Below are 18628 nucleotides of genomic sequence, written 5' to 3'. Positions count from 1 at the left end.
TGTTAACGCCAACCCAAAACAGGGCCATTAGTGCCAGTTGAAAACAGGGCCACTTGTTGTTCGTTCTATTGTGCCGTACTGGCCGTGGGCTGGTGTTTTCTGAGCCGGTAGCTTTTGCCTTTGAGGCTGATGACGTCGGCGTGGTGGACGATCCGGTCGATCATGGCCGAGGCGATGGTCAGGTCCCCGAAGACGTCGCCCCAGCGGGCGAAGGGCAGGTTGGACGTCAGAATCATCGAGGCGTGTTCATAGCGGCTGGAGACCAGCTGAAAGAACAGGTTCGCGGCGTCCTGGTCAAACGGGATATAGCCGACTTCATCGACCACCAGGAGACTGTAGCGGCGTAGCTTGACCAGTTCCTGGGCGAGTTTCCCGCGGGAATGAGCCTCCTGCAGGCGGGCGACCCAGCCCGTCGCGGAGTCGAAGAGGACCCGGTGCCCGGCCTTGGCCGCCTTGATGCCGATGCCGACCGCGAGGTGGGTTTTGCCGGTGCCGGGAGGCCCGAGCAGGACCACGTTCTTGGCCTCGGAGAGAAATACGCTGGTGCCCAGGTGAGCGATGAGGTTCCGGTCCGCGGAGGGCTGGTGGTCGAAGTTGAACTCCTCGAGGTCCTTGTGCGCGGGGAACCGGGCGGCCTTGATCCGTGTCGCGGCTCCGGAGGCTTCGCGTTCGGAGACTTCCCGGGAGAGGACGGCGGCCAGATACTCCTCGTGCGACCAGCCGGCGTCCCGGGCCTGGTCCCCGAGGCGGCGGAACCCATCGCTGATCCGGGGTGCGCGCAGCGCACGGGCGTAGTACTCGATCTGCGAGGGTGTCCCGCTCATGACGCCGCCTCCAGCAGCACGGCCGGGTCCTGTCCGAGGTCGATGCCGAAGATCTCGTCGTAGGCGGCCAGATCCCGGATTTGCACGGCTTCCTCGGGTTCGGGGCGGCGCACCCGCTGGGTCCGGAAGTCCCGGCGCATCACCGCCGCGCGGGCGACATGGGCCGTGTCGGTCACCACCAGATGCCGCGCCCAGGCCCGGACGTGGGTGGCGATGAGCACCCCATCGTGCGTGACCCAGACGGTGTCCAGATCAGCGGTGACATCCACGATCCGCCCAATGAACGACGGGTCCACGGAATAGTCGTTGGAGAACACCCGCACGTAGTAATCCCGCGGCAGCCGCACCGCGTTGCGGAATACCGTGTCCGGTGTCACCGGCGGTAGTTCCCGCATCTTCTCCCGGTCCAGGACGATCAGCTCGTCAGGACGGCCGTGGCGGGACCGGGAATACCGGTGGTTGGCCTTGGGCAGCCAGTCCTCCAGCTGACCGTTGAAATCCGCTGGTGAGCGGAAGTCCCGGCCCGGCATGAAGCGTTGCCGGAAGAACCTGTTCATCCGCTCGACCATGCCCTTGGACTCCGGATCCCGCGGCGGCAGCAGTTTGACCTCCAGCCCCAAGGATCCGGCGAACGCGGCCACCGGCTCCGTGGGCCGGCGCCGACCGATGCCGGACTCGTTGTCCCACAACAGCCTGGACGGAACCGCCTGCGCATCCTGCAGCAGCGCCCACATCCCACCGATCAAATCCGGTGTCGTGCGGGAGGGCAGCATCCGTGCCTGGATGAATCCCGAGAACGCCGAGGTCATCACCAGCACCGGGGGCGTGTCAGTCTGACCCTCACCGACGGGTAGCGGATCATGCGGGAACCACAAATCGCACTGGACCTGGAATCCCGGCTCGTGGACCAGACGGTCGGCCGGGTCAGGCGGAGCGTATTCAGGCCGGATCGCGGCGACCTTCGCCCGGAACAGCGACGCGGAACCGGACCAACCAACCCGCTCCGCCAGCGTTGCGGCCGGCATCGTCGGAGTCTTCACCAACAGCTCCCGCACCCTGGGAGCAAACGCATCAAAACTCGATACTCCCGCTGCCCGCTGGTACTTCGGCACCCGGTCCGACTCCAGCGCACGCTCCACCGTTCCGCGGGAAACCCCCACGATCCTGCCGATCTCACGCTTCGAGTGCTTGCCCGTCGAAAACAGGTGGCGTATCTCCGCCCAATCATCCAAATTGATCACCTTCCATAATGGTCGGTGGCCCTGTTTTCAGTTGGCGTTCCTGGCCCTATTTTCGGTTGGCGTTAACACAGTTTGATGATGTCGGGCCGGATGTGCAGCACATGCCGCATGGAGGCAAAGCCCGAGCCGGCGTCGTCAATGGCGATACGCAGCCCGCGGCGGCGCAGCGGTTCCAAGGCCGAGATGAGGGGACAATATTCCTCCACTTCGAGCCGCTCCGTCAGCTCCAGGACGATCCGGTCCAAAGCAAGGCCGGACCGTTCCAGAATTCCTGGCAACAGCGGGTCCAGGCAGGTGGCAGGGGAGGCATTCAGTGCCACGTAGATGCCTGGGGGCAACGCCTTTGCCGCTTTGAGGGCGGTTTCCAGCGCCGCGATTTCGAGGTCCTCCGAGAGTCCAACCGCGGCGGCTTCCTCGAACCAGTAGTCAGGCCCGGTCCCGTCCTCGCTGACGAAACGCGTCAGCGCTTCGGCGCCGATGATGTGCCCTGCAGCCAGGTTCTTGATCGGCTGGAAGGCCGTCAGCATCCTGTTCCCGTCGATCATTGCCCTGATCCTGGCCCGGCTGAGGGCGGCGGCCGCCTCCTGGGCTGTCTCCACGGGAACCCTGCGGCTGGTCCCCACCAGACCGGCGGGCTGCCCGGCCCTCACTGGGCGGTTGTGGGTGGAGGATTCGATCCAGACCGAGCTCCCGTCCCGGTGCCGGCACCGGACGACGCCCTGGGCGTGACCCTCAACGCCAGGCGCGTCAATGAGTGACCTGATCGCCGCCGGAAAGTCCTCGACATCGGCAATGACGCTGAAGTGCTTCCCGACCAGTTCCGACGGGTGGTATCCCGTGAGATCGATACCGGTGGGGCCGGAGAAGATGAAATTGCCCTGGGCGTCCAGCGCCCACAACCACTCGTGGCTGGTGGTCAGGACCGTGTCCATTAGCTGGGCGGCGCCTCGGGCGCTGGCCCTCTCTGCGCGGTGGCACCTGTGGAACCGCAGGGCCAGGAAACCGGCCACGAGGATGGGAATCAGGATCAGTGAGGCCAGCAACAACTGGAGGCCCGGACGGGCGGTAACCGCCGGATCCAAGATGAGGACCCCACCCGCTGTCATGGCGAATACCGCCTGGACGGCCAGAAAGCACGCCAGTACATCCCGGCTCCGCGCCCGCGGCGTACCGGGTTTCCCTTCAACCATAGCCATACCCTCTGTTTGGCTGGACAAAACACTCGCCGGCAAGCCAGCGACTTAGCGCGTACCGTGACGGCGTTCAGTCCGTCCCCGGCAATAGATGACTGCCTCGACGCCTGCCGCCATGAGCCAACCTGCCAGGAGCCGGCGATGACCAGCGGCGGCGATGGCCGCCAAGGCAGCCGGCTAGTGCAGGCCTAAACCGCCACGGAAGAGCCGCTGTCCCAGGCCCGTCCCCATCGTCTAGATCCAAGCTAGCAAAGAACATCCCTCGTAATCGAAAACTGCGCCAAACCTGCAGAACACCTTCGTCGGGATCCAAATGGACATACTGTCGCCTGCCGACTGAACGTCCTCCGGGCCATGCTTCGTGATGGCACCACGTGCGCTCCTGTTGTTGCGGGGCTGAAGGCTGCGTGATGCGTCTAGCGGATGTATGCGGCGAGCTGCGGCAGGTTGAGTTCGACCAGGCGCTCGTTGAGGACCAATGCCAGCAGGTTGCAGTCCTGACCCGGCAACGGAATCAGTCCGTTCAGATATGCCGGTAGATATGGGGGCCGCGAATCCAGGAGACTGAGTCGACAGGCGGGGGAAACCCGGGCCAGGCAGTGCATTACAGATGAGGCTGTCGCTGTGGCGCTTCGTCCGGCAGGTCATACTTCAGGGACGGGACGAAAACGGATTTGGTCGCCTTCCCGGGGGTCCCCCTCGGCACCGAATATACCTCTCGACCGCCGCATTGAAAGTCCTTGGTGACGGCCGAACGCTGCTCTCATCCGCAAGGACCGGCAAGTCCTCCTTTTCGGATGAGGCGTTCGGATCTTCTGCCCGGGCGCTGCGCAGACGACGATACAAGGGCCTCGCTGCGCTCGGATATCACAAGCATTCTTCTTTCTTTTTTGCTGCTGTCCGTTGGACCATACGTGCCCGCTCCACCGCCGCAACCGTCCTGCGGACGGCCGCGCAGCCGATGGCAGGTACTCCAGGCACCCGCCCCGCCCGAGTGAAACGGAGCATCACCTCATGAGCACAGAAACCATGACCCGCACGGTCACGACCGACACCGGCGAACCGATCACGGCGCCGGTTCTTCCCGCCGACAACAGGGCAGGTGACGGGTACGACTGGATGGACACCCTCGACGGCACCTCCTGGTCCGTGCTGCCGAACTGGGCCGGCCGGGCGGCCGGACGCAGTCGGTTGCCGTTGGAGCGCGCGAAAACGCCAACTAGTGCGGGTCAGCTGGCGACGGTGACGGCTGCTGCGCCGCCTCCTGTCCGGCCTTGACCGTCGCCTCGATCATCGACGTCATGAACCGCGTCGCGAGGTCCAGTTCCGCTGGAGTGAATTCGGCCATCGCGGCGGCCATGTGGCGGGCCAGTGGCTGAAACATGGCGCCGCCGTCGCGATAGGCCTTAGGGGTCATACGGAGCTGGACCTGGCGGCGGTCCGTGCCCTGCCGCTCGCGGATCACGTGGCCGGAGCTGTGCAGCCGGTCGATCAGTGCCGTCGTGGCGGGTGAGCTCAGATGCAGTTCCTTGCGGAGCACGCCGGGCGTGACGATCTGGTTCCTCGCGGTGTGCTGCATGATCACGGCCAGGGCATTGAGGTCCGTCCGGTGCATGTCGTTGCGGCCGCCTGCAGAATCAACGTAGCGGTTGGCCTCGAGGCTGAACTCCTGAAGCAAGCGGACCAGCGGCGGCGGACCTGAAGGCGGTCCGGAAGATTCAGGCCGTCCCGGCGGATCAACTGTCACGGCAAACCTTCCTCTCCCTTGTCCTGGCCACCCCTGCGCCGCAGCAGGCGCCCTCCGGAGTTTACTTCAGCGGAGTGCGGCAGCGGACCCGGCCCGGTGCCGAAATATTTTCCAAGAATTGCACACCAACGGGTTATCTCCATCGTGGAGATAGTCTATTATGGATTCAATTCTACTCCTCCACGGCATGCACCAGAAGGAACCATGAACAAGACACCTCACGGCAGTGCCCGCTTCCCCTTCTGGCTGCGCTGGCTGGTCCCCGTCCTGCTCGTCGTCACCTGGCTGGCCATCGCCGGGATCGGCGGGCCCACCTTTGGCCGGCTGAGCGAGGTCTCCTCGAACGACCAGGCGTCCTTCCTGCCGACGGGAGCCGAGGCCACGGAAGTCCGGGACTGGCAGGCCAAGTTCCGGGACACCAATGAGATCCCAGCCGTCATTGTCATTGAGAGCGACTCGGCCTTCACCCCGGCCCAATTCGGCGAGGTGGCAGCCCTCAAGGGCAAGCTGGAGGCCGTGGGTGCCGGCAGCACCGTCATCGGACCCATCCCGTCCGAAGATGCCAAGGCCGTGCAGTTTGTAGTCCCGATCGATTCGGCCGGCGAAGTGAAGGAAGTCGTCAAGGAACTCCGCGCGGAGGTGCAGGCATCCGCTCCGGCGGGAATGCAGACCTTCGTAACCGGTCCGGCCGGGCTTGCCGCCGACCTCGTCAGCGCCTTCGCGGGCATCGACGGCATCCTGCTGCTGGTGGCCCTTGCCGCGGTTTTCCTGATCCTGCTGATCGTCTACCGCTCGCTGCTGCTGCCGATCGCCGTGCTGTTCACCTCGGTCTTCGCGCTCTGCGCCGCCATCTTGCTGGTTTTCGGGATGGCCAAGCTCGGCTGGATCCAGCTCAACGGCCAGAGCCAGGGCATCCTGTCCATCCTGGTGATCGGTGCCGCCACGGACTACGCGCTGCTCTATGTGGCGCGGTTCCGTGAGGCGCTGACGCACACGACCAACCGGACGGCCGCCGCGCTCACCGCGTGGAAGGCGGCCTGGGAGCCGATCCTGGCCTCCGGCGCCACCGTCATCATCGCGCTGCTGTGCCTGCTCTTGTCCGACCTCAACTCGAACAAGGCACTCGGCCCCGTGGCGGCCGCAGGCATCCTGTGTTCCCTCTTCGCGGCCCTGACCCTGCTGCCAGCGCTGATGGCGCTGCTGGGCCGCGCCGCGTTCTGGCCGTTCCGCCCCAAGCTGCTCCCGGAGACTGAGCGCGAGCCCGAACTCGTCACCGGCCTCGAGGGCCAGAAGGGCCTGTGGCGCGCCACCGGATCCCTCGTGTCCCGCCGGCCCCGGACCGTCTGGATCGCCTCCGTGCTGCTGCTCCTGGTGGCCTCCGCCGGCGTGCTCCAGCTCAAGGCAAACGGCGTCCCGCAGACCGACGTGATCCTCACCGCCTCCAACGCCGTCGACGGCCAGGACGCCCTGGCCCGGCACTTCGACGCGGGCTCCGGCAGTCCTGCCGTGATCGTCGCTGACGAGGCGAAGGCGCAGGACGTGCTGGCCAGGACCAAAGCGACCGACGGCGTCGGGGTCGCCTACCTGCTGGCCGAAGGCAGCGTTCCGATCGTCCCCGGCGCTCCGGCCGCACCCGGCGCCCCGGCTTCTCCCACGGCTCCTGCGGTGAGGGACGGCAAGGTCCTGATCAACGCGACGCTGAACTTCGCCGCGGACTCCAACGAGGCTGAAAACGTCGTGGTGGCCCTCCGCCAGGAACTGAAGAAAATCGACGACGGCGCCCTGGTCGGCGGAGTGACGGCGACGGCCCTGGACACGAACACCACTGCCCAGCGTGACCTCGTCACCATCATCCCTGTGGTCCTCGCGGTGATCCTGGTGATCCTGATGCTGCTGCTGCGCTCCGTGCTGGCGCCGCTGCTGCTGGTTGCCTCGGTGGTGCTGTCCTACGCCGCCGCCATGGGAGTCTCCGCCTTCGTGTTCAACAACATCTTTGGATTCCCGGGAGCCGATGCCACCGTCCCGCTCTTTGGCTTCGTCTTCCTTGTGGCGCTGGGGGTGGACTACAACATCTTCCTCATGAGCCGGGTCCGGGAGGAGTCCATCAAGCACGGCACCCGGCCCGGCATCCTGCGCGGCCTGGGCGTCACGGGCGGTGTGATCACCTCCGCCGGAGTGGTCCTCGCGGCCACCTTCGCGGCCCTGGGCGTCATCCCCATCATGTTCCTCGTGCAGCTGGCCTTCATTGTGGCCTTCGGGGTTCTGCTGGACACCGTCCTGGTCCGCTCGCTGCTCGTTCCGGCCCTGGCCTACGACATCGGCCCCCGGATCTGGTGGCCGAGCAAGCTGGGGCGGGCGGAGAAGGATGCCGCCGCGAGCGTCCGCCCGGCTGCCCCGGAGACGGAATCCGCGGAGGCGGGAATCCGCTAGCCCGAGGCCGGACCTGCCCCCACAGCCGCAGCCGCCGTCACTGTTCCTGGTCCCTCCACCAGGCAACGGTGGCGGCGGCTGCTTCCTTGAGCGGCGTGGGATGCAGCCCCAGGGCCGCTTCGCTGGCGTTCGAGTCCATGACGAAGGGGTGTTCGAACTGGTACAGGGTTTCGGCCAGTTCCCGCGTTCCGGGGGAGAACATGCCCATCGTCCGCAGCGCCCACCCGGGGACGGCGGTCACCCGCGGCGCCCGGACGCCGGCAGCGGCGGCGAACGCTGCAGCAATCTTCCGCTGGCTGAGCGCGGGGCCGGTCGGCGCGTGCCACACCCGGTTCCACAGCGCAGGATCCTGCGCGACCCTGATCATGGCGGCGGCCAGGTCCGGCACATACGTGAAGGAATGCGGCAGCCCCGCGTTGCCAATCACCATCAGGGGTTTTCCCGCCAGGACCGGCTTCACCATGCGCTCGCCGGCATGTGCGCCGCGAACCCGCGGACCGAAAAAATCGCTCGCCACCACGCTCACGGTGTCCGTTGTGGACGCCGCACGGGCCGCCAGCAACGCGGTGCGGACGCCCCGTTTGCCGCCGCGGGCCTCCCGCGGGCCCTCCTCGGTCATCGGCCGTTCCGGCCCGCTGTAGGAGTACAGGCTTTCCGGAAACACGACGACGGCGCCGGCGCCGCCCGCCGCGGCAAGCACGGCCTCCTCCGCGCGGGGCAGTTCCTCCGCCCAGACCTTTGCGCTGTACTGCGATCCGTGGATGCAGTGGAACACGGCTTTGGCGCCCCGGAACAGCTCGCCGAGCCGCGCAGGGTCGGACACATCCACGGCCGTCTTTTCGATCAGCGGGTTGTCCGGTCCGGTGCCGGAGCGGGTGAGCACCCGCACCCGGTGGCCCGCTGCGGCGAGCTGTTCGGCCACCGTCCAGCCGACGGGGCCGGCGCCCGTGACGACAAAGAGGGCAGTGGCCCGGGCCTCGGGGGATACGGACTGGGACACGGTGTTCTCGCTTTCGTTGTGGTCGCACGGGCTGCGGCGGCCCGGGCTGGGGCTGGATTAGCCAGGCCGCAACCTGAACCTGAGAGCACTGCTCTCTGAATTCAGGATGGATCCGGCTGGGGCGAAAGTCAAGAGCAGTGCTCACATTTGTTGACACTGCTCTGCTTTATGGAATGCTGGAGCCATGCCGCAGACCGAACTGGCCGTGAAGCCGCCCACTCCCCGCGAGCGTGCCCGGGCACGGACCATCGAGGACATTGTGCGCCTCGGCCGGGAGCATCTTGCAGTGCACGGGGCTGCCGCGCTGTCCCTTCGCGCCGTGGCGCGGGATCTCGGCGTCGTCTCCTCGGCGGTCTACCGGTACGTGGAGAATCGCGAAGAGCTGCTGACCCTGCTGCTCATCGACGCCTACAACGAGCTCGGAGACGAAGTGGACGCCGCCGTGGCCACCCTGCCCGTGACCGACTTCGCCGGGCGGTTCAACGCCTTGGGGTCCGCGGTGCGGCGCTGGGCGCTGCGCGAGCCGGCCCGCTACGGGCTCCTGTTCGGCAGCCCCGTGCCTGGATACCAGGCGCCGGCCGAGCGGACCACGGCGCCGGGCACCCGCGTGATCTACGCCCTGATGGCGTTGCTGGACGGCGCCTACCGGGCCGGGCGGCTGGCGGCGCCTGACGATCAGGCCGTCATTGTGCCCGTCCTTTCCGACGACCTGGAGCGGATCCGAAGCGGGATGGGACTGGCGGTGCCTGACGGGCTGCTGGCGCGCGGTGCGCTCGTCTGGACGTCCCTGTTCGGAGCCGTCAGCTTCGAGGTTTTTGGCCAGTATGGCGCGGGCACCTTCGCCGCTCCGGATGAACTCTTCGCCCACCATCTGGCCGTGCTGGCGGAACTCGCGGGCCTTGGACAATCATCGCAAAGGGCCGGCCGGCAAACCGCCGATCACCCGGAATAGCCGACGCCCCGGGGTTTTCGTTGCCCCCTGTTGTCTCCCGGTGGCGCTCGATAGACTGCCACTGCGCCTGCCTGGGCGCGCCGAGGCTTCCAGGAAGGATCCAACCATGTCCGAAGACAGCGAGTTTGATCGAACAGCAGCGGAACCCGAAGAGCAGGTCGCGGAGGGTCAGTACGTCGAGGGGGACTACGGCACGGCCGGCACCGCAGGGGAGAACCCGCCCGAAGCCAAAGAGGGCGAATACCCCACCGGTGACTACGGAGCGGCCGGCGTCAGCGGCGCCACCGCCGTCGGCGTGGAGGAGGGCGATTACCCCGAAGGCGATTACGGAGCGGCGGGTGGCACCGGCGCGATGCGGGCCGCGGCCGAGGAGGGCGAATATCCAGAAGGCGACTACGGTACCGCCGGCGCCTCGCGCACCGCTGGCCGGGGCGCTGATGGGGTGCCCGCGCGGAACGAAGACGCCGACGAAGCTGACCGCGGGGAGCGCTGAAGGCGGACTTCGCGCACAGCGAAATACCCGGTGGTTGGCCTGGCTGCTGCCCGGATATTCCCGGAATGCCGGGAAAATATTCGTTCCGACGAGCCAGTCGCGCCGTTGAAAATCCAAAGTTGAGCGCAAGACGCTCAACTTTGGATTGACTTTGATCGGGACCTGAGTAAAGTTGAGTGCAGATCGCTCAATCACGGTCGGATCCCCGCGGTCCGCAGCCATTCCGGCAAGTTTCCAAGGAAAGAAGGACGCAACACATGTCACGTGCAGTAGGTATTGACCTCGGAACAACCAACTCCGTCGTCTCCGTTCTCGAAGGTGGCGAGCCCACCGTTATTGCCAACGCCGAGGGTGGCCGCACCACGCCGTCGGTCGTTGCATTCTCCAAGTCCGGCGAAGTGCTGGTTGGCGAAATCGCCAAGCGCCAGGCCGTCAACAACATTGACCGCACCATTGCTTCCGTCAAGCGCCACATGGGCACCGACTGGAGCGTCGCCATTGACGACAAGAAGTACACGGCGCAGGAAATCTCCGCCCGTATCCTCATGAAGCTCAAGAACGACGCCGAGTCCTACCTCGGCGAAAAGGTCACGGACGCCGTGATCACCGTCCCCGCGTACTTCAACGACGCCGAACGCCAGGCCACCAAGGAAGCCGGCGAAATCGCGGGCCTCAAGGTCCTGCGCATCGTCAACGAGCCCACCGCGGCCGCCCTGGCCTACGGCCTGGACAAGGGCAAGGAAGACGAACTCATCCTCGTCTTCGACCTCGGCGGCGGAACCTTCGACGTCTCTCTCCTCGAGGTTGGCAAGGACGAAGACAACTTCTCCACCATCCAGGTCCGTTCCACCGCAGGCGACAACCGCCTCGGCGGCGACGACTGGGACCAGCGCGTTGTCGACTACCTGCTGAACCAGCTCAAGGTCAAGGGCATTGACCTGTCCAAGGACAAGATTGCCCTGCAGCGCCTGCGTGAGGCAGCGGAGCAGGCCAAGAAGGAACTCTCCTCCTCCACCAGCACCAACGTCTCCCTCCAGTACCTCTCCGTCACCCCCGACGGCCCGGTACACCTGGACGAGCAGCTGACCCGCGCCAAGTTCCAGGACCTCACCAAGGACCTGCTCGAGCGCACCAAGAAGCCGTTCCACGACGTCATCAAGGAAGCCGGGATCCAGCTTTCCCAGATCGACCACATCGTGCTGGTCGGCGGCTCCACCCGTATGCCTGCCGTCTACGACCTGGTCAAGGACCTGGCCGGCGGTAAGGAACCGAACAAGGGCGTCAACCCGGATGAGGTCGTCGCCGTCGGCGCCGCCCTGCAGGCCGGTGTCCTGAAGGGCGAGCGCAAGGACGTCCTCCTGATCGACGTCACCCCGCTCTCGCTCGGCATCGAAACCAAGGGCGGCATCATGACGCACCTGATCGAGCGCAACACGGCCATCCCGACCAAGCGCTCGGAGACCTTCACCACCGCGGACGACAACCAGCCGTCCGTGGCCATCCAGGTCTTCCAGGGCGAGCGCGAGTTCACCCGCGACAACAAGCCGCTGGGCACGTTCGAGCTGACCGGCATCGCGCCGGCACCGCGCGGCGTCCCGCAGGTTGAGGTCACCTTCGACATCGACGCCAACGGCATCGTGCACGTCTCCGCGAAGGACAAGGGCACCGGCAAGGAACAGTCCATGACCATCACGGGCGGTTCCAGCCTCTCCAAGGAAGACATCGACCGCATGGTCAAGGACGCCGAGGAGCACGCAGCAGAGGACAAGGCCCGCCGCGAGGCAGCCGACACCCGCAACACTGCCGAGCAGCTTGCCTACTCCGTGGACAAGCTGATCGCCGACAACGCCGACAAACTGCCGGAAGAGGTCAAGACCGAAGTCCAGGCCGACGTCGACGCCCTCAAGGCAGCGCTCGAAGGCACCGATGACGCAGCCGTGAAGACCGCGTTTGAGAAGCTGCAGGCTTCCCAGACCAAGCTCGGCGAGGCCATCTACGCCCAGGCAGGTTCCCCGGACGGCGCCACCGGCGCCCAGGGTGCCCCCGCCGGCGAGCCGGCAGCGGGAGCCGACGAGGACATCGTCGACGCCGAGATCGTTGACGAAGACGAGAAGAAGTAATCATGCCGCATCACGGTAACGAAGAAGAGCACGGTTCTTCCGAGAGCCGTCGCGACGCTGAACAGCGGGAGAACGAGCCGCAGAAGCCGATCATCCACGACAACCGCAAGGTTGATCCGAAGACCGGCCAGGCCCGCCACCCCGACCAGGAGCACCATGCTGATTCCGGGGACGCACTGTCCCAGGCCGAGGACATCCTCAACAGTGTGGCCGTTCCAGCCGCGGATTCCGTGGCCCAGGGTGCTGACGGTGCGGAGGCGGAGGAGCTGAGGAATGACCTCCGCCGCCTGCAGGCCGAGTACGTCAACTACCGCAAGCGGGTCGAACGCGACCGCGCCGTGGCAGGGGAGATGGCCGTCATCGGCGTCCTGAACTCCCTGCTCCCGGTGCTGGACGACGTCGACGCCGCCCGCCAGCACGGTGACCTCACGGACGGACCGTTCGCCGCGATCGCCGCCAAGCTGGAGAACGCGCTGAAGACATACGGCCTGGTGCGCATCGATGAGACCGGTGTGGAGTTCGACCCCACGATCCACGAGGCCCTCATCCAGCAGCCGGGCACGGACGTCGAAATAGACACCGTCAGCCAGGTCCTGCGCTCCGGGTACAAGTCCGGCGACAGGGTCCTGCGGGCAGCCCAGGTCATCGTGGCCGTCCCGGCCTAGCAGTACGCCATCGAGGTGACAGTTCGCGCCCGTGTTTCCAAGGAACATTGGCGCGAACTGTCACTTCGGCACACAGATTTGAAAGGAAACGCCATTGGCTAGCCAGGACTGGGTGGACAAGGACTTTTATAAGATCCTTGGAGTCGCCAAGGACGCTTCCGACGCCGACATCAAAAAGGCCTACCGGAAGCTCGCGCGGCAGCACCATCCGGACACCAACGCGGGAGACACCGCTTCGGAGAAGAAGTTCAAGGACATCTCCGAGGCCTACTCCGTGCTCTCCGATGCCGACGAGCGCCAGCAGTACGACGCCATCCGGGCCATGGGCGGCGGCGCACGCTTCGCCCCCGGCGGAGGCGGCGGGGCTGCCGGCGGGGCGGGCTTCGAGGACCTCTTCGGCGGGCTCTTCACCGGCGGCGGGGGACGCCATTCCGGCAGCTACAGCACGGCCGGCGGTATTCCCCCCGAGTTTGCCGACCTCTTCGGCGGTGGCGGCTTCGGCGGCGGCCAGTCCTTCCAGCGTGCCCCGCAGAAGGGCGCCGACCGGACGGCCTCGACCTCCATTTCCTTCGCCGGTTCCATCCGCGGCACCACCATCGGGCTGCGTGAACCGGACGGCGAAGTCATCGATGTCCGCATCCCGGCCGGCATCAAGGACGGCCAGAAGGTCCGTGTCCGCGGCAAGGGCCAGTACGGTCCGGCCGGGTACGGGGACCTTATGGTCACCGTCTCAGTGAAGCCGCACGATTTTTACGTCCGCGACGGCGACAACCTGCGCATCCACGTCCCGGTCACTTTCCCGGAGGCAGCCCTGGGCGCCGACATCGAGGTTCCCACCATCGACGGCGACAAGGTCAAGGTGCGCGTGGCTGCCGGCACGCCGTCGGGCCGTACCCTCCGCGTCAAGGGACGCGGTGTGAAGCACACCAAGGCCACCGGGGATCTGCTGGTGACCATCGACGTCGCCGTCCCGCGGAAGCTGAACAAGGAAGCCGAGGAGGCCGTCAAGTCCTTCGCCGCGGCCACCGCCGGTGAGGATGTCCGCGCCGAACTGGCAGCCAAGGCCCGGCTCTAGGAACGGACGCCTGCCATGGTTATCGAGTACGAGCAGCCGATCTTCGTGATCTCCGTTGCCGCGGAACTGGCGGACATGCACCCCCAGACGCTGCGGCAGTATGACCGGCTGGGCATCGTCTCGCCCAGCCGGGCGCCCGGCAAGTCGCGGCGCTACTCCCAGCGGGACATCAACATGCTCCGCGAGGTGCAGCGGCTCTCGCAGGAGGGCGTCTCCCTCGAGGGCATCAAACGGATCCTCCAGTTGGAGAACCAAGTGGCAGCCCTGCAACGGCGGGTCAGCGAGCTGAGTGAAGAACTCGAACGCCGGCCCCGTGCCCTGGACTCCCGCATCTTTGCCGCCGGAGCCGCGGGCGACGTCGTGAGCCTGGCCCGCGGCAAGCGCCCGCGGGCACGGTCCCAGGCGCTGGTGGTGTGGCGGCCGCGCGGGATCGAAGGCTGAGCCAATTCTTAACCCAAAGAGTGCCCGGGACCCCTGAGGTCACGGGCACTCTTTGGGTTAGAAGCGTGACTTGGTGCTGCCCGGGACCGGGGACGTGTTGGCGAAGGGGTTGCCCGCGAGGTCCCGCATCCCGGTTGCCGGCGTGTACGACGGGAAAGCAGACTGTTCCGTCCCGTTACCCACGCTGCCCGAGATCAGGGCCCCCAGCGTGATGGTGAGCGTATTAGCGGACCGATCCCAGCTGATGATTCCTTTGTAGCTGAGCGTTCCCGAGCCGTAGTAGCTGCCACCCAATGACACGGTGCCAATACTCGATGTCGGGCAGACCAAGCTATCCACGGCCACGCTGAGGATATTGCCGGAGCTGATGTTGACCGTGGCCTGGTCCGCGCTCAGTGCCAGCGTTCCGCTGGGATCGGCGGCCCAATTGCTGCAGATCGTGGATGCGTCCAGGCGTTCGGAGAAGGTGATGGTCGCTTTGTCATTGGGGTCGAGCTTGCCGTTCCTGCCTCCGCCGTCTGCCAGCAAAACTCCGCTCACTGTCGGGGCAGTGACATCCTTGACGGAGGCCGCGGTGCCCGGCGTCGCGGTGTTACCCTGGTTGCCCGCGGTGTCGGTCGCGACCGCGCGGTAGGTGATCGTTCCGGCGTCCAGGGACGACAGGTTAACGGTGGTGTTCCAGGCCCCGGAGCCGTTCGCGGTGGCGGTGGCGGTGGCGTTGACGGTGTGCGCCGCGCCGGCGTCCGTGACAGCCAGGGCAATGGACGCCCCGGGTTCGGTGGTGCCGCTGACCGGCACTGCAGAGACGTTGCCGATGTTGACATAGGCGGGGGCAGCCACCGAAGGGGCGGCCGGCGGCGTGGTGTCCACGGCGGCGGCGCTGCTCCGGACGCTTTCGGTTCCCTGCCACTGCGCAAGCACCGGAGTGACGGTGTAATACCAGGTGCCGGTCGGGACGCCCTGGTCGGTGCAACCCAGTCCAGTAGTTACCGTGCCCGCGCACGTGCCGCCGGCGGCTACTTTCGTGCCGCCCGATGCGGAGGCATAGCGCGCCACCGTGTATCCGCTGACAGGCCGACCGGCGAGGGTGGCGGTGGCTTTCCATCCCAGCATGACATTTCCGGCAGACACGGTGGCCGTCGGCGTTGCGCCGGCGGCCACAGCGTCTGCGGCGGACGACGCGGAACCCCCGTTCGAGACCGCCTTCCAGTAGGCGTTGGCTCCCGGACCGGCCCACGAGAGGAGGGCAGCGCCGGCAAGGATGACGGCAATGCGGCTCCGGGCGCGCGAGCGTGCCTCGCGGCTGTTGCGACGGCTCATCGTCGTGCCTCCACGGTGACGGGAATTTTGAAGGTCGCGCCCTGACAGGCGGACTGCGACAGCGCGGACATGCTCGCCGCGCCCGGCAGGGTGACCAGCCGGGAAGAGTTCGCCGGGATGGTGACGGCGGGTGCGAGCGGGGTGGCCGGGGCCGTGAAGGAAACCCCGGTGGTGGTGCAGCCGGGATGGGCGGCATCGGCCGTGACCTCCCCGCTGGCGGCGACCGCGTACAGCTGAACCGCGAAGCCGTTGGGGTTGCTGGTCCGGAGGATGACGTCAGCGGTGCCGCCCGGGACCAGGCTCGTGCTGTTCGAGTCGCCTGCCACTAACGCGTCGACGGTGACGGTCTGCATTGCGGCGGCCGCTGCGGCGCCGGTACCCGAGCCCGTGCTGGCCCAGTACGCGTAGGCAGTGCCACCGCCCGCCAGCAGGCAGAGCGCGACGGCACCGGCCGAGGCAGTTCCAGCGAGTTTGGTGCCGTGCACCAGGGATCGTGTGGATCGCATGTCAGTTTCCCTGCCCTGATCCCGAGTACGCCAGCTGGAGGACTGCGCCTTTGCAGCCGTCCTGGAGGCGTGGAGTGTCGAGCATGGCGATCCGGGGCCATTGGGTCGGGGGAACGCCGAGCTGTGAAAGCGAGCTGTTGCCGGATGGGACCGTCAGGGGGTAGCGCCCGCTGTACTGCGCCACGGCATAGTCCTGTGCAGTGCAGGGCAGGTTGGCCGCGATCGCCTTCGACGTGCGGACCACACCCGTGATCGAGACGGACAGATTGCCGACGTCGATGCCTTTATCCGGGTTGTTGAATCCGAGGTCCAGGGACCGGTTCGTGCCGGGCGCGAGAAGGCCCGACACATCGCCGGCGAGCCCGAAGACGCGCAGGGGTGCCTTGATCCGCAACTGGGTCTTGACGGCAGCCGACAGGATGGATCCGCTCTGGCCCGTCAGTGTCAGATCGTAGTCCCCGGCGGCTGTCGTGGATGCCGTGGATACGTTCACGCTGAGCTGGGCCGTGCTCCCGGCCGTCAGCTTGACGGACGACGGCGAGAAGCTCGCCGCTGCCCCGGCGGGGAGGCCGGTGACTCCCAGCAACACTGTGCCGGCAAATCCGCCGGTGGAACTGACCGTTGCGGAATAGCTCGTGGCCTGTCCCTGGTCCACGTTCCGGCTGGACGGCGTGACCTGCAGCAGGATCCCGGGCTTTGGCGGGGCCGACTGCTGCCCGGCGGCGTAGAGTGTGCCCGCGGGCAGGAAGATGGCCAGCAGGCCAATGATGAGGGCGCGGCCGGCGAGGCCCGCGTGTTCCTTGGCGAGCCGGAAGAACCGCAGTGGATGCTGCATTCCCTATCCTCCTTCGACCGGGCGCGTTGCGCGGGTCGTGGGTGTCGGCGGTGACTGATGGGTTGCTGGGCGGTGGCCTGAAGGCCGCCCGGCGGGNGTGTCCGGCCCGCCGGGGACGTCAGCTACACGCTGCCGACAGTAACCGTGACGACGGCAGACTTGCAGGCATCCTGGTTGGCGGCGTCATTGAGGAATGCCAATGTTCCTGACCCCACCTGGGTGCCCGTGCTGTTCGCCAGGACAGATGAGTTCGAGGTAGTGGCGGTGACCGTGAACCAAGCCGGCAGGCATTCGGGCACACTCGTGGTCACGCTCGCGGTGAGGGCGCCGACGACCGTGCCGGTGTTGGAGCTGTTGTCGGCCGTGTACGTGACGGGCACCGAGTTGCCCGGGGCCAGGCCGGCTGCGAAGCTGGCATGCAGGGTCACGGTACCGCCGCCGGTGGAGTTGGTGCCGGTGCCGGTGCCGGTGCCCGTGGTGGTCCAGTAGGCGTAGGCCGTGCCGCCGCCGACTGCCACGAGGGCAACCGAGGCTGCAACGGCGATGACCTTGCTCTTCTTGGTGAGCTTGCGCATTTGTGAGACTCCTTCTGTGGGGCACCCGGACAGAGGAGTCAACAGGCAAGAGCCGCTTCCCCCCAATCCTGCGGTTGCCATCGCTGAATCGAATGGCCTCATCGTTGCCTCGAAATTGGGGCGCCACAACGGGTAGCGGTACCTGTCTTTTGTCGCTCCGACTACCTGCCTCCACGCAGAATTACTGGAATTCAGGACACCGGGTGGTCGCGAAAGGACGTACGCGCAATCCCGGCCCGGGGCGCGGCAGGAGAAAGCTTGCCAGGACGCAAAAGTGGCCCCTGGATTCGGCCACCAAGTGTTTCGGCGCACTGAAGTGAGTACACCTTCAAGTAAGCCACGTAGCCTCGCGCTCGAAAGTCGCGTACCTTCCTCGCGGGACCTGGTGGTCGGCAACACTGTTCAATTGGGGTTGCCGGCCAGTCGAGCCGGCGAGTCGGACAGTGGTAGATGCCGGGGGGCACCGCATGTTGAAGCACTTCACGTTTGATCCCATGTGGCCGGGTAAGTCGGCGCCTGGACCCGCACTGATCGTGGGCAGGCCATGAACTCCGGACTCAGTTCGCTGGCCCTCATCGCCGGATCCTTGCCCGGCTCAATCCTGTTGTCCCTGGGCCAGACCGTCGTCGTCGTGTGTGTCTGCTTCGACATGGTCCGTGCGCTCTCGGTGCCGCGGTCCCACCGCCGCTACGTGGCGAACACGGTCTTCACGACGCTGGCCTGGCCCTCGATCCTGATCAGCGCGGTCACTGTGCTCATCGATGCCGCCAGCGGGACCTGGCAGGACGTCGCGGGTGGAGTCTTTGTGATGGTCATGGTGATCTTCCGGTGGCGCAACGGCGGCGATGAGGACAGTTGGTGGAAGGGCAAAGGAAAGAAACTGGCCACCTGGTTCCGCAACCAGACCGCTTCCCGGTCCGTGACTGCACCTGCCGCAGCCTAGCCCAACAACGCGGGGTCACTTCGCGCCGGTAAATCCCCTCGGGATGGGCGCGAAGTGACCCCGCGTTGCTGTGGGCTGGGGAAACAGCGGGGATCTTCAGTAACTGGCCGGGGTGCCGCCGTCGGAGGACCGGATGTATTCGGCCGCGAGTGCTTCGGAGCCGCGGGCCAGCAGTGCCACGTCGGCTCCTACCAGCACAAACGAGGCACCGGTGGCCAGATAGCGGTGGGCGGTGTCGGGGTTAAAGGCGTTCACGCCCGCCGGCTTG

The 18628-nt window shown here is 66.6% G+C and carries 17 protein-coding genes and 1 pseudogene; 8 read left to right on the top strand and 10 right to left on the bottom strand.

Going from position 1 to position 18628, the window contains the following annotated elements; genetic code table 11:
• Positions 1-65: 65 nt before the first annotated feature.
• From istB to K789_RS0116890, 4 genes are all read right to left on the bottom strand, one after another.
• On the bottom strand, positions 66-824 hold the full coding sequence (gene istB / locus K789_RS0116910; protein ID WP_024365140.1) for an IS21-like element helper ATPase IstB: 759 nt from the start codon (positions 822-824) through the stop codon (positions 66-68).
• Entirely contained in the window at positions 821-2065 is a 1245-nt protein-coding gene (gene istA / locus K789_RS0116905) for an IS21 family transposase (RefSeq protein WP_024365141.1), read from the bottom strand. The genes istB and istA overlap by 4 nt, the downstream gene beginning before the upstream one ends.
• 62 nt (positions 2066-2127) lie before the next feature.
• On the bottom strand, positions 2128-3171 hold the full coding sequence (locus K789_RS0116900) for an EAL domain-containing protein (RefSeq protein WP_024367788.1): 1044 nt from the start codon (positions 3169-3171) through the stop codon (positions 2128-2130).
• Positions 3172-4477: 1306 nt separating this feature from the next.
• Positions 4478-5005: a MarR family winged helix-turn-helix transcriptional regulator gene (locus K789_RS0116890; protein ID WP_024367787.1), complete on the bottom strand. Its 528-nt coding sequence runs from the start codon at positions 5003-5005 to the stop codon at positions 4478-4480.
• Positions 5006-5209: 204 nt separating this feature from the next.
• Between K789_RS0116890 and K789_RS0116885 the strand changes: the two genes are divergently transcribed.
• A complete protein-coding gene (locus K789_RS0116885; protein WP_024367786.1) occupies positions 5210-7435 on the top strand; it encodes an MMPL family transporter in 2226 nt (741 codons plus the stop codon).
• Between the two features lie 37 nt (positions 7436-7472).
• On the opposite strand, the gene K789_RS0116880 is transcribed toward K789_RS0116885, so the two are convergent.
• Entirely contained in the window at positions 7473-8435 is a 963-nt protein-coding gene (locus K789_RS0116880) for an NAD-dependent epimerase/dehydratase family protein (protein WP_024367785.1), read from the bottom strand.
• Positions 8436-8619: 184 nt separating this feature from the next.
• On the opposite strand from K789_RS0116880, the gene K789_RS0116875 reads away from it, so the two are divergent.
• The 6 genes from K789_RS0116875 to K789_RS0116850 all read left to right on the top strand — a co-directional run bounded on the left by K789_RS0116875 (position 8620) and on the right by K789_RS0116850 (position 14181).
• Complete coding sequence (locus K789_RS0116875) at positions 8620-9387, top strand: TetR/AcrR family transcriptional regulator (protein ID WP_024367784.1); 768 nt, start codon at positions 8620-8622, stop codon at positions 9385-9387.
• A 106-nt stretch (positions 9388-9493) separates the two neighbouring features.
• A complete protein-coding gene (locus K789_RS0116870) occupies positions 9494-9880 on the top strand; it encodes a hypothetical protein (RefSeq protein WP_024367783.1) in 387 nt (128 codons plus the stop codon).
• A gap of 257 nt (positions 9881-10137) precedes the next feature.
• Positions 10138-12000, top strand: a complete 1863-nt coding sequence (gene dnaK, locus K789_RS0116865) for a molecular chaperone DnaK (RefSeq protein WP_024367782.1) — start codon at positions 10138-10140, stop codon at positions 11998-12000.
• Between the two features lie 2 nt (positions 12001-12002).
• On the top strand, positions 12003-12665 hold the full coding sequence (locus tag K789_RS0116860; RefSeq protein ID WP_024367781.1) for a nucleotide exchange factor GrpE: 663 nt from the start codon (positions 12003-12005) through the stop codon (positions 12663-12665).
• 94 nt (positions 12666-12759) lie between these two features.
• Positions 12760-13740, top strand: coding sequence for a DnaJ C-terminal domain-containing protein (locus tag K789_RS0116855; protein ID WP_024367780.1), 981 nt, complete (start codon positions 12760-12762; stop codon positions 13738-13740).
• A 15-nt stretch (positions 13741-13755) separates the two neighbouring features.
• Complete coding sequence (locus tag K789_RS0116850; protein ID WP_024367779.1) at positions 13756-14181, top strand: heat shock protein transcriptional repressor HspR; 426 nt, start codon at positions 13756-13758, stop codon at positions 14179-14181.
• Positions 14182-14238: 57 nt separating this feature from the next.
• Here the strand turns inward: K789_RS0116850 and K789_RS0116845 are convergent, their stop codons facing one another.
• From K789_RS0116845 to K789_RS0116830, 4 genes are all read right to left on the bottom strand, one after another.
• Positions 14239-15501 carry a hypothetical protein gene (locus tag K789_RS0116845; protein ID WP_024367778.1) on the bottom strand — a complete coding sequence of 421 codons (1263 nt, stop codon included), beginning with the start codon at positions 15499-15501 and terminating at the stop codon, positions 14239-14241.
• Positions 15498-16007, bottom strand: a complete 510-nt coding sequence (locus tag K789_RS0116840) for a hypothetical protein (RefSeq protein ID WP_029705186.1) — start codon at positions 16005-16007, stop codon at positions 15498-15500. The genes K789_RS0116845 and K789_RS0116840 overlap by 4 nt, the downstream gene beginning before the upstream one ends.
• Before the next feature lies 1 nt (position 16008).
• Positions 16009-16842, bottom strand: coding sequence for a hypothetical protein (locus K789_RS0116835; RefSeq protein WP_024367776.1), 834 nt, complete (start codon positions 16840-16842; stop codon positions 16009-16011).
• A gap of 122 nt (positions 16843-16964) precedes the next feature.
• Positions 16965-17417, bottom strand: a complete 453-nt coding sequence (locus K789_RS0116830) for a hypothetical protein (protein ID WP_024367775.1) — start codon at positions 17415-17417, stop codon at positions 16965-16967.
• 544 nt (positions 17418-17961) lie between these two features.
• Here K789_RS0116830 and K789_RS0116825 point away from each other — a divergent pair.
• Positions 17962-18360, top strand: a complete 399-nt coding sequence (locus K789_RS0116825) for a hypothetical protein (protein ID WP_024367774.1) — start codon at positions 17962-17964, stop codon at positions 18358-18360.
• Between the two features lie 96 nt (positions 18361-18456).
• Here K789_RS0116825 and K789_RS0116820 read toward each other — a convergent pair.
• Positions 18457-18628, bottom strand: a pseudogene (locus K789_RS0116820) (2-dehydro-3-deoxyglucarate aldolase); the annotation flags it as partial.

Origin of the sequence: Arthrobacter sp. TB 26, from assembly GCF_000427315.1 — a bacterium.
GTDB lineage: Bacteria > Actinomycetota > Actinomycetes > Actinomycetales > Micrococcaceae > Arthrobacter.
This window is presented reverse-complemented; position numbering and strand designations above follow the sequence as displayed.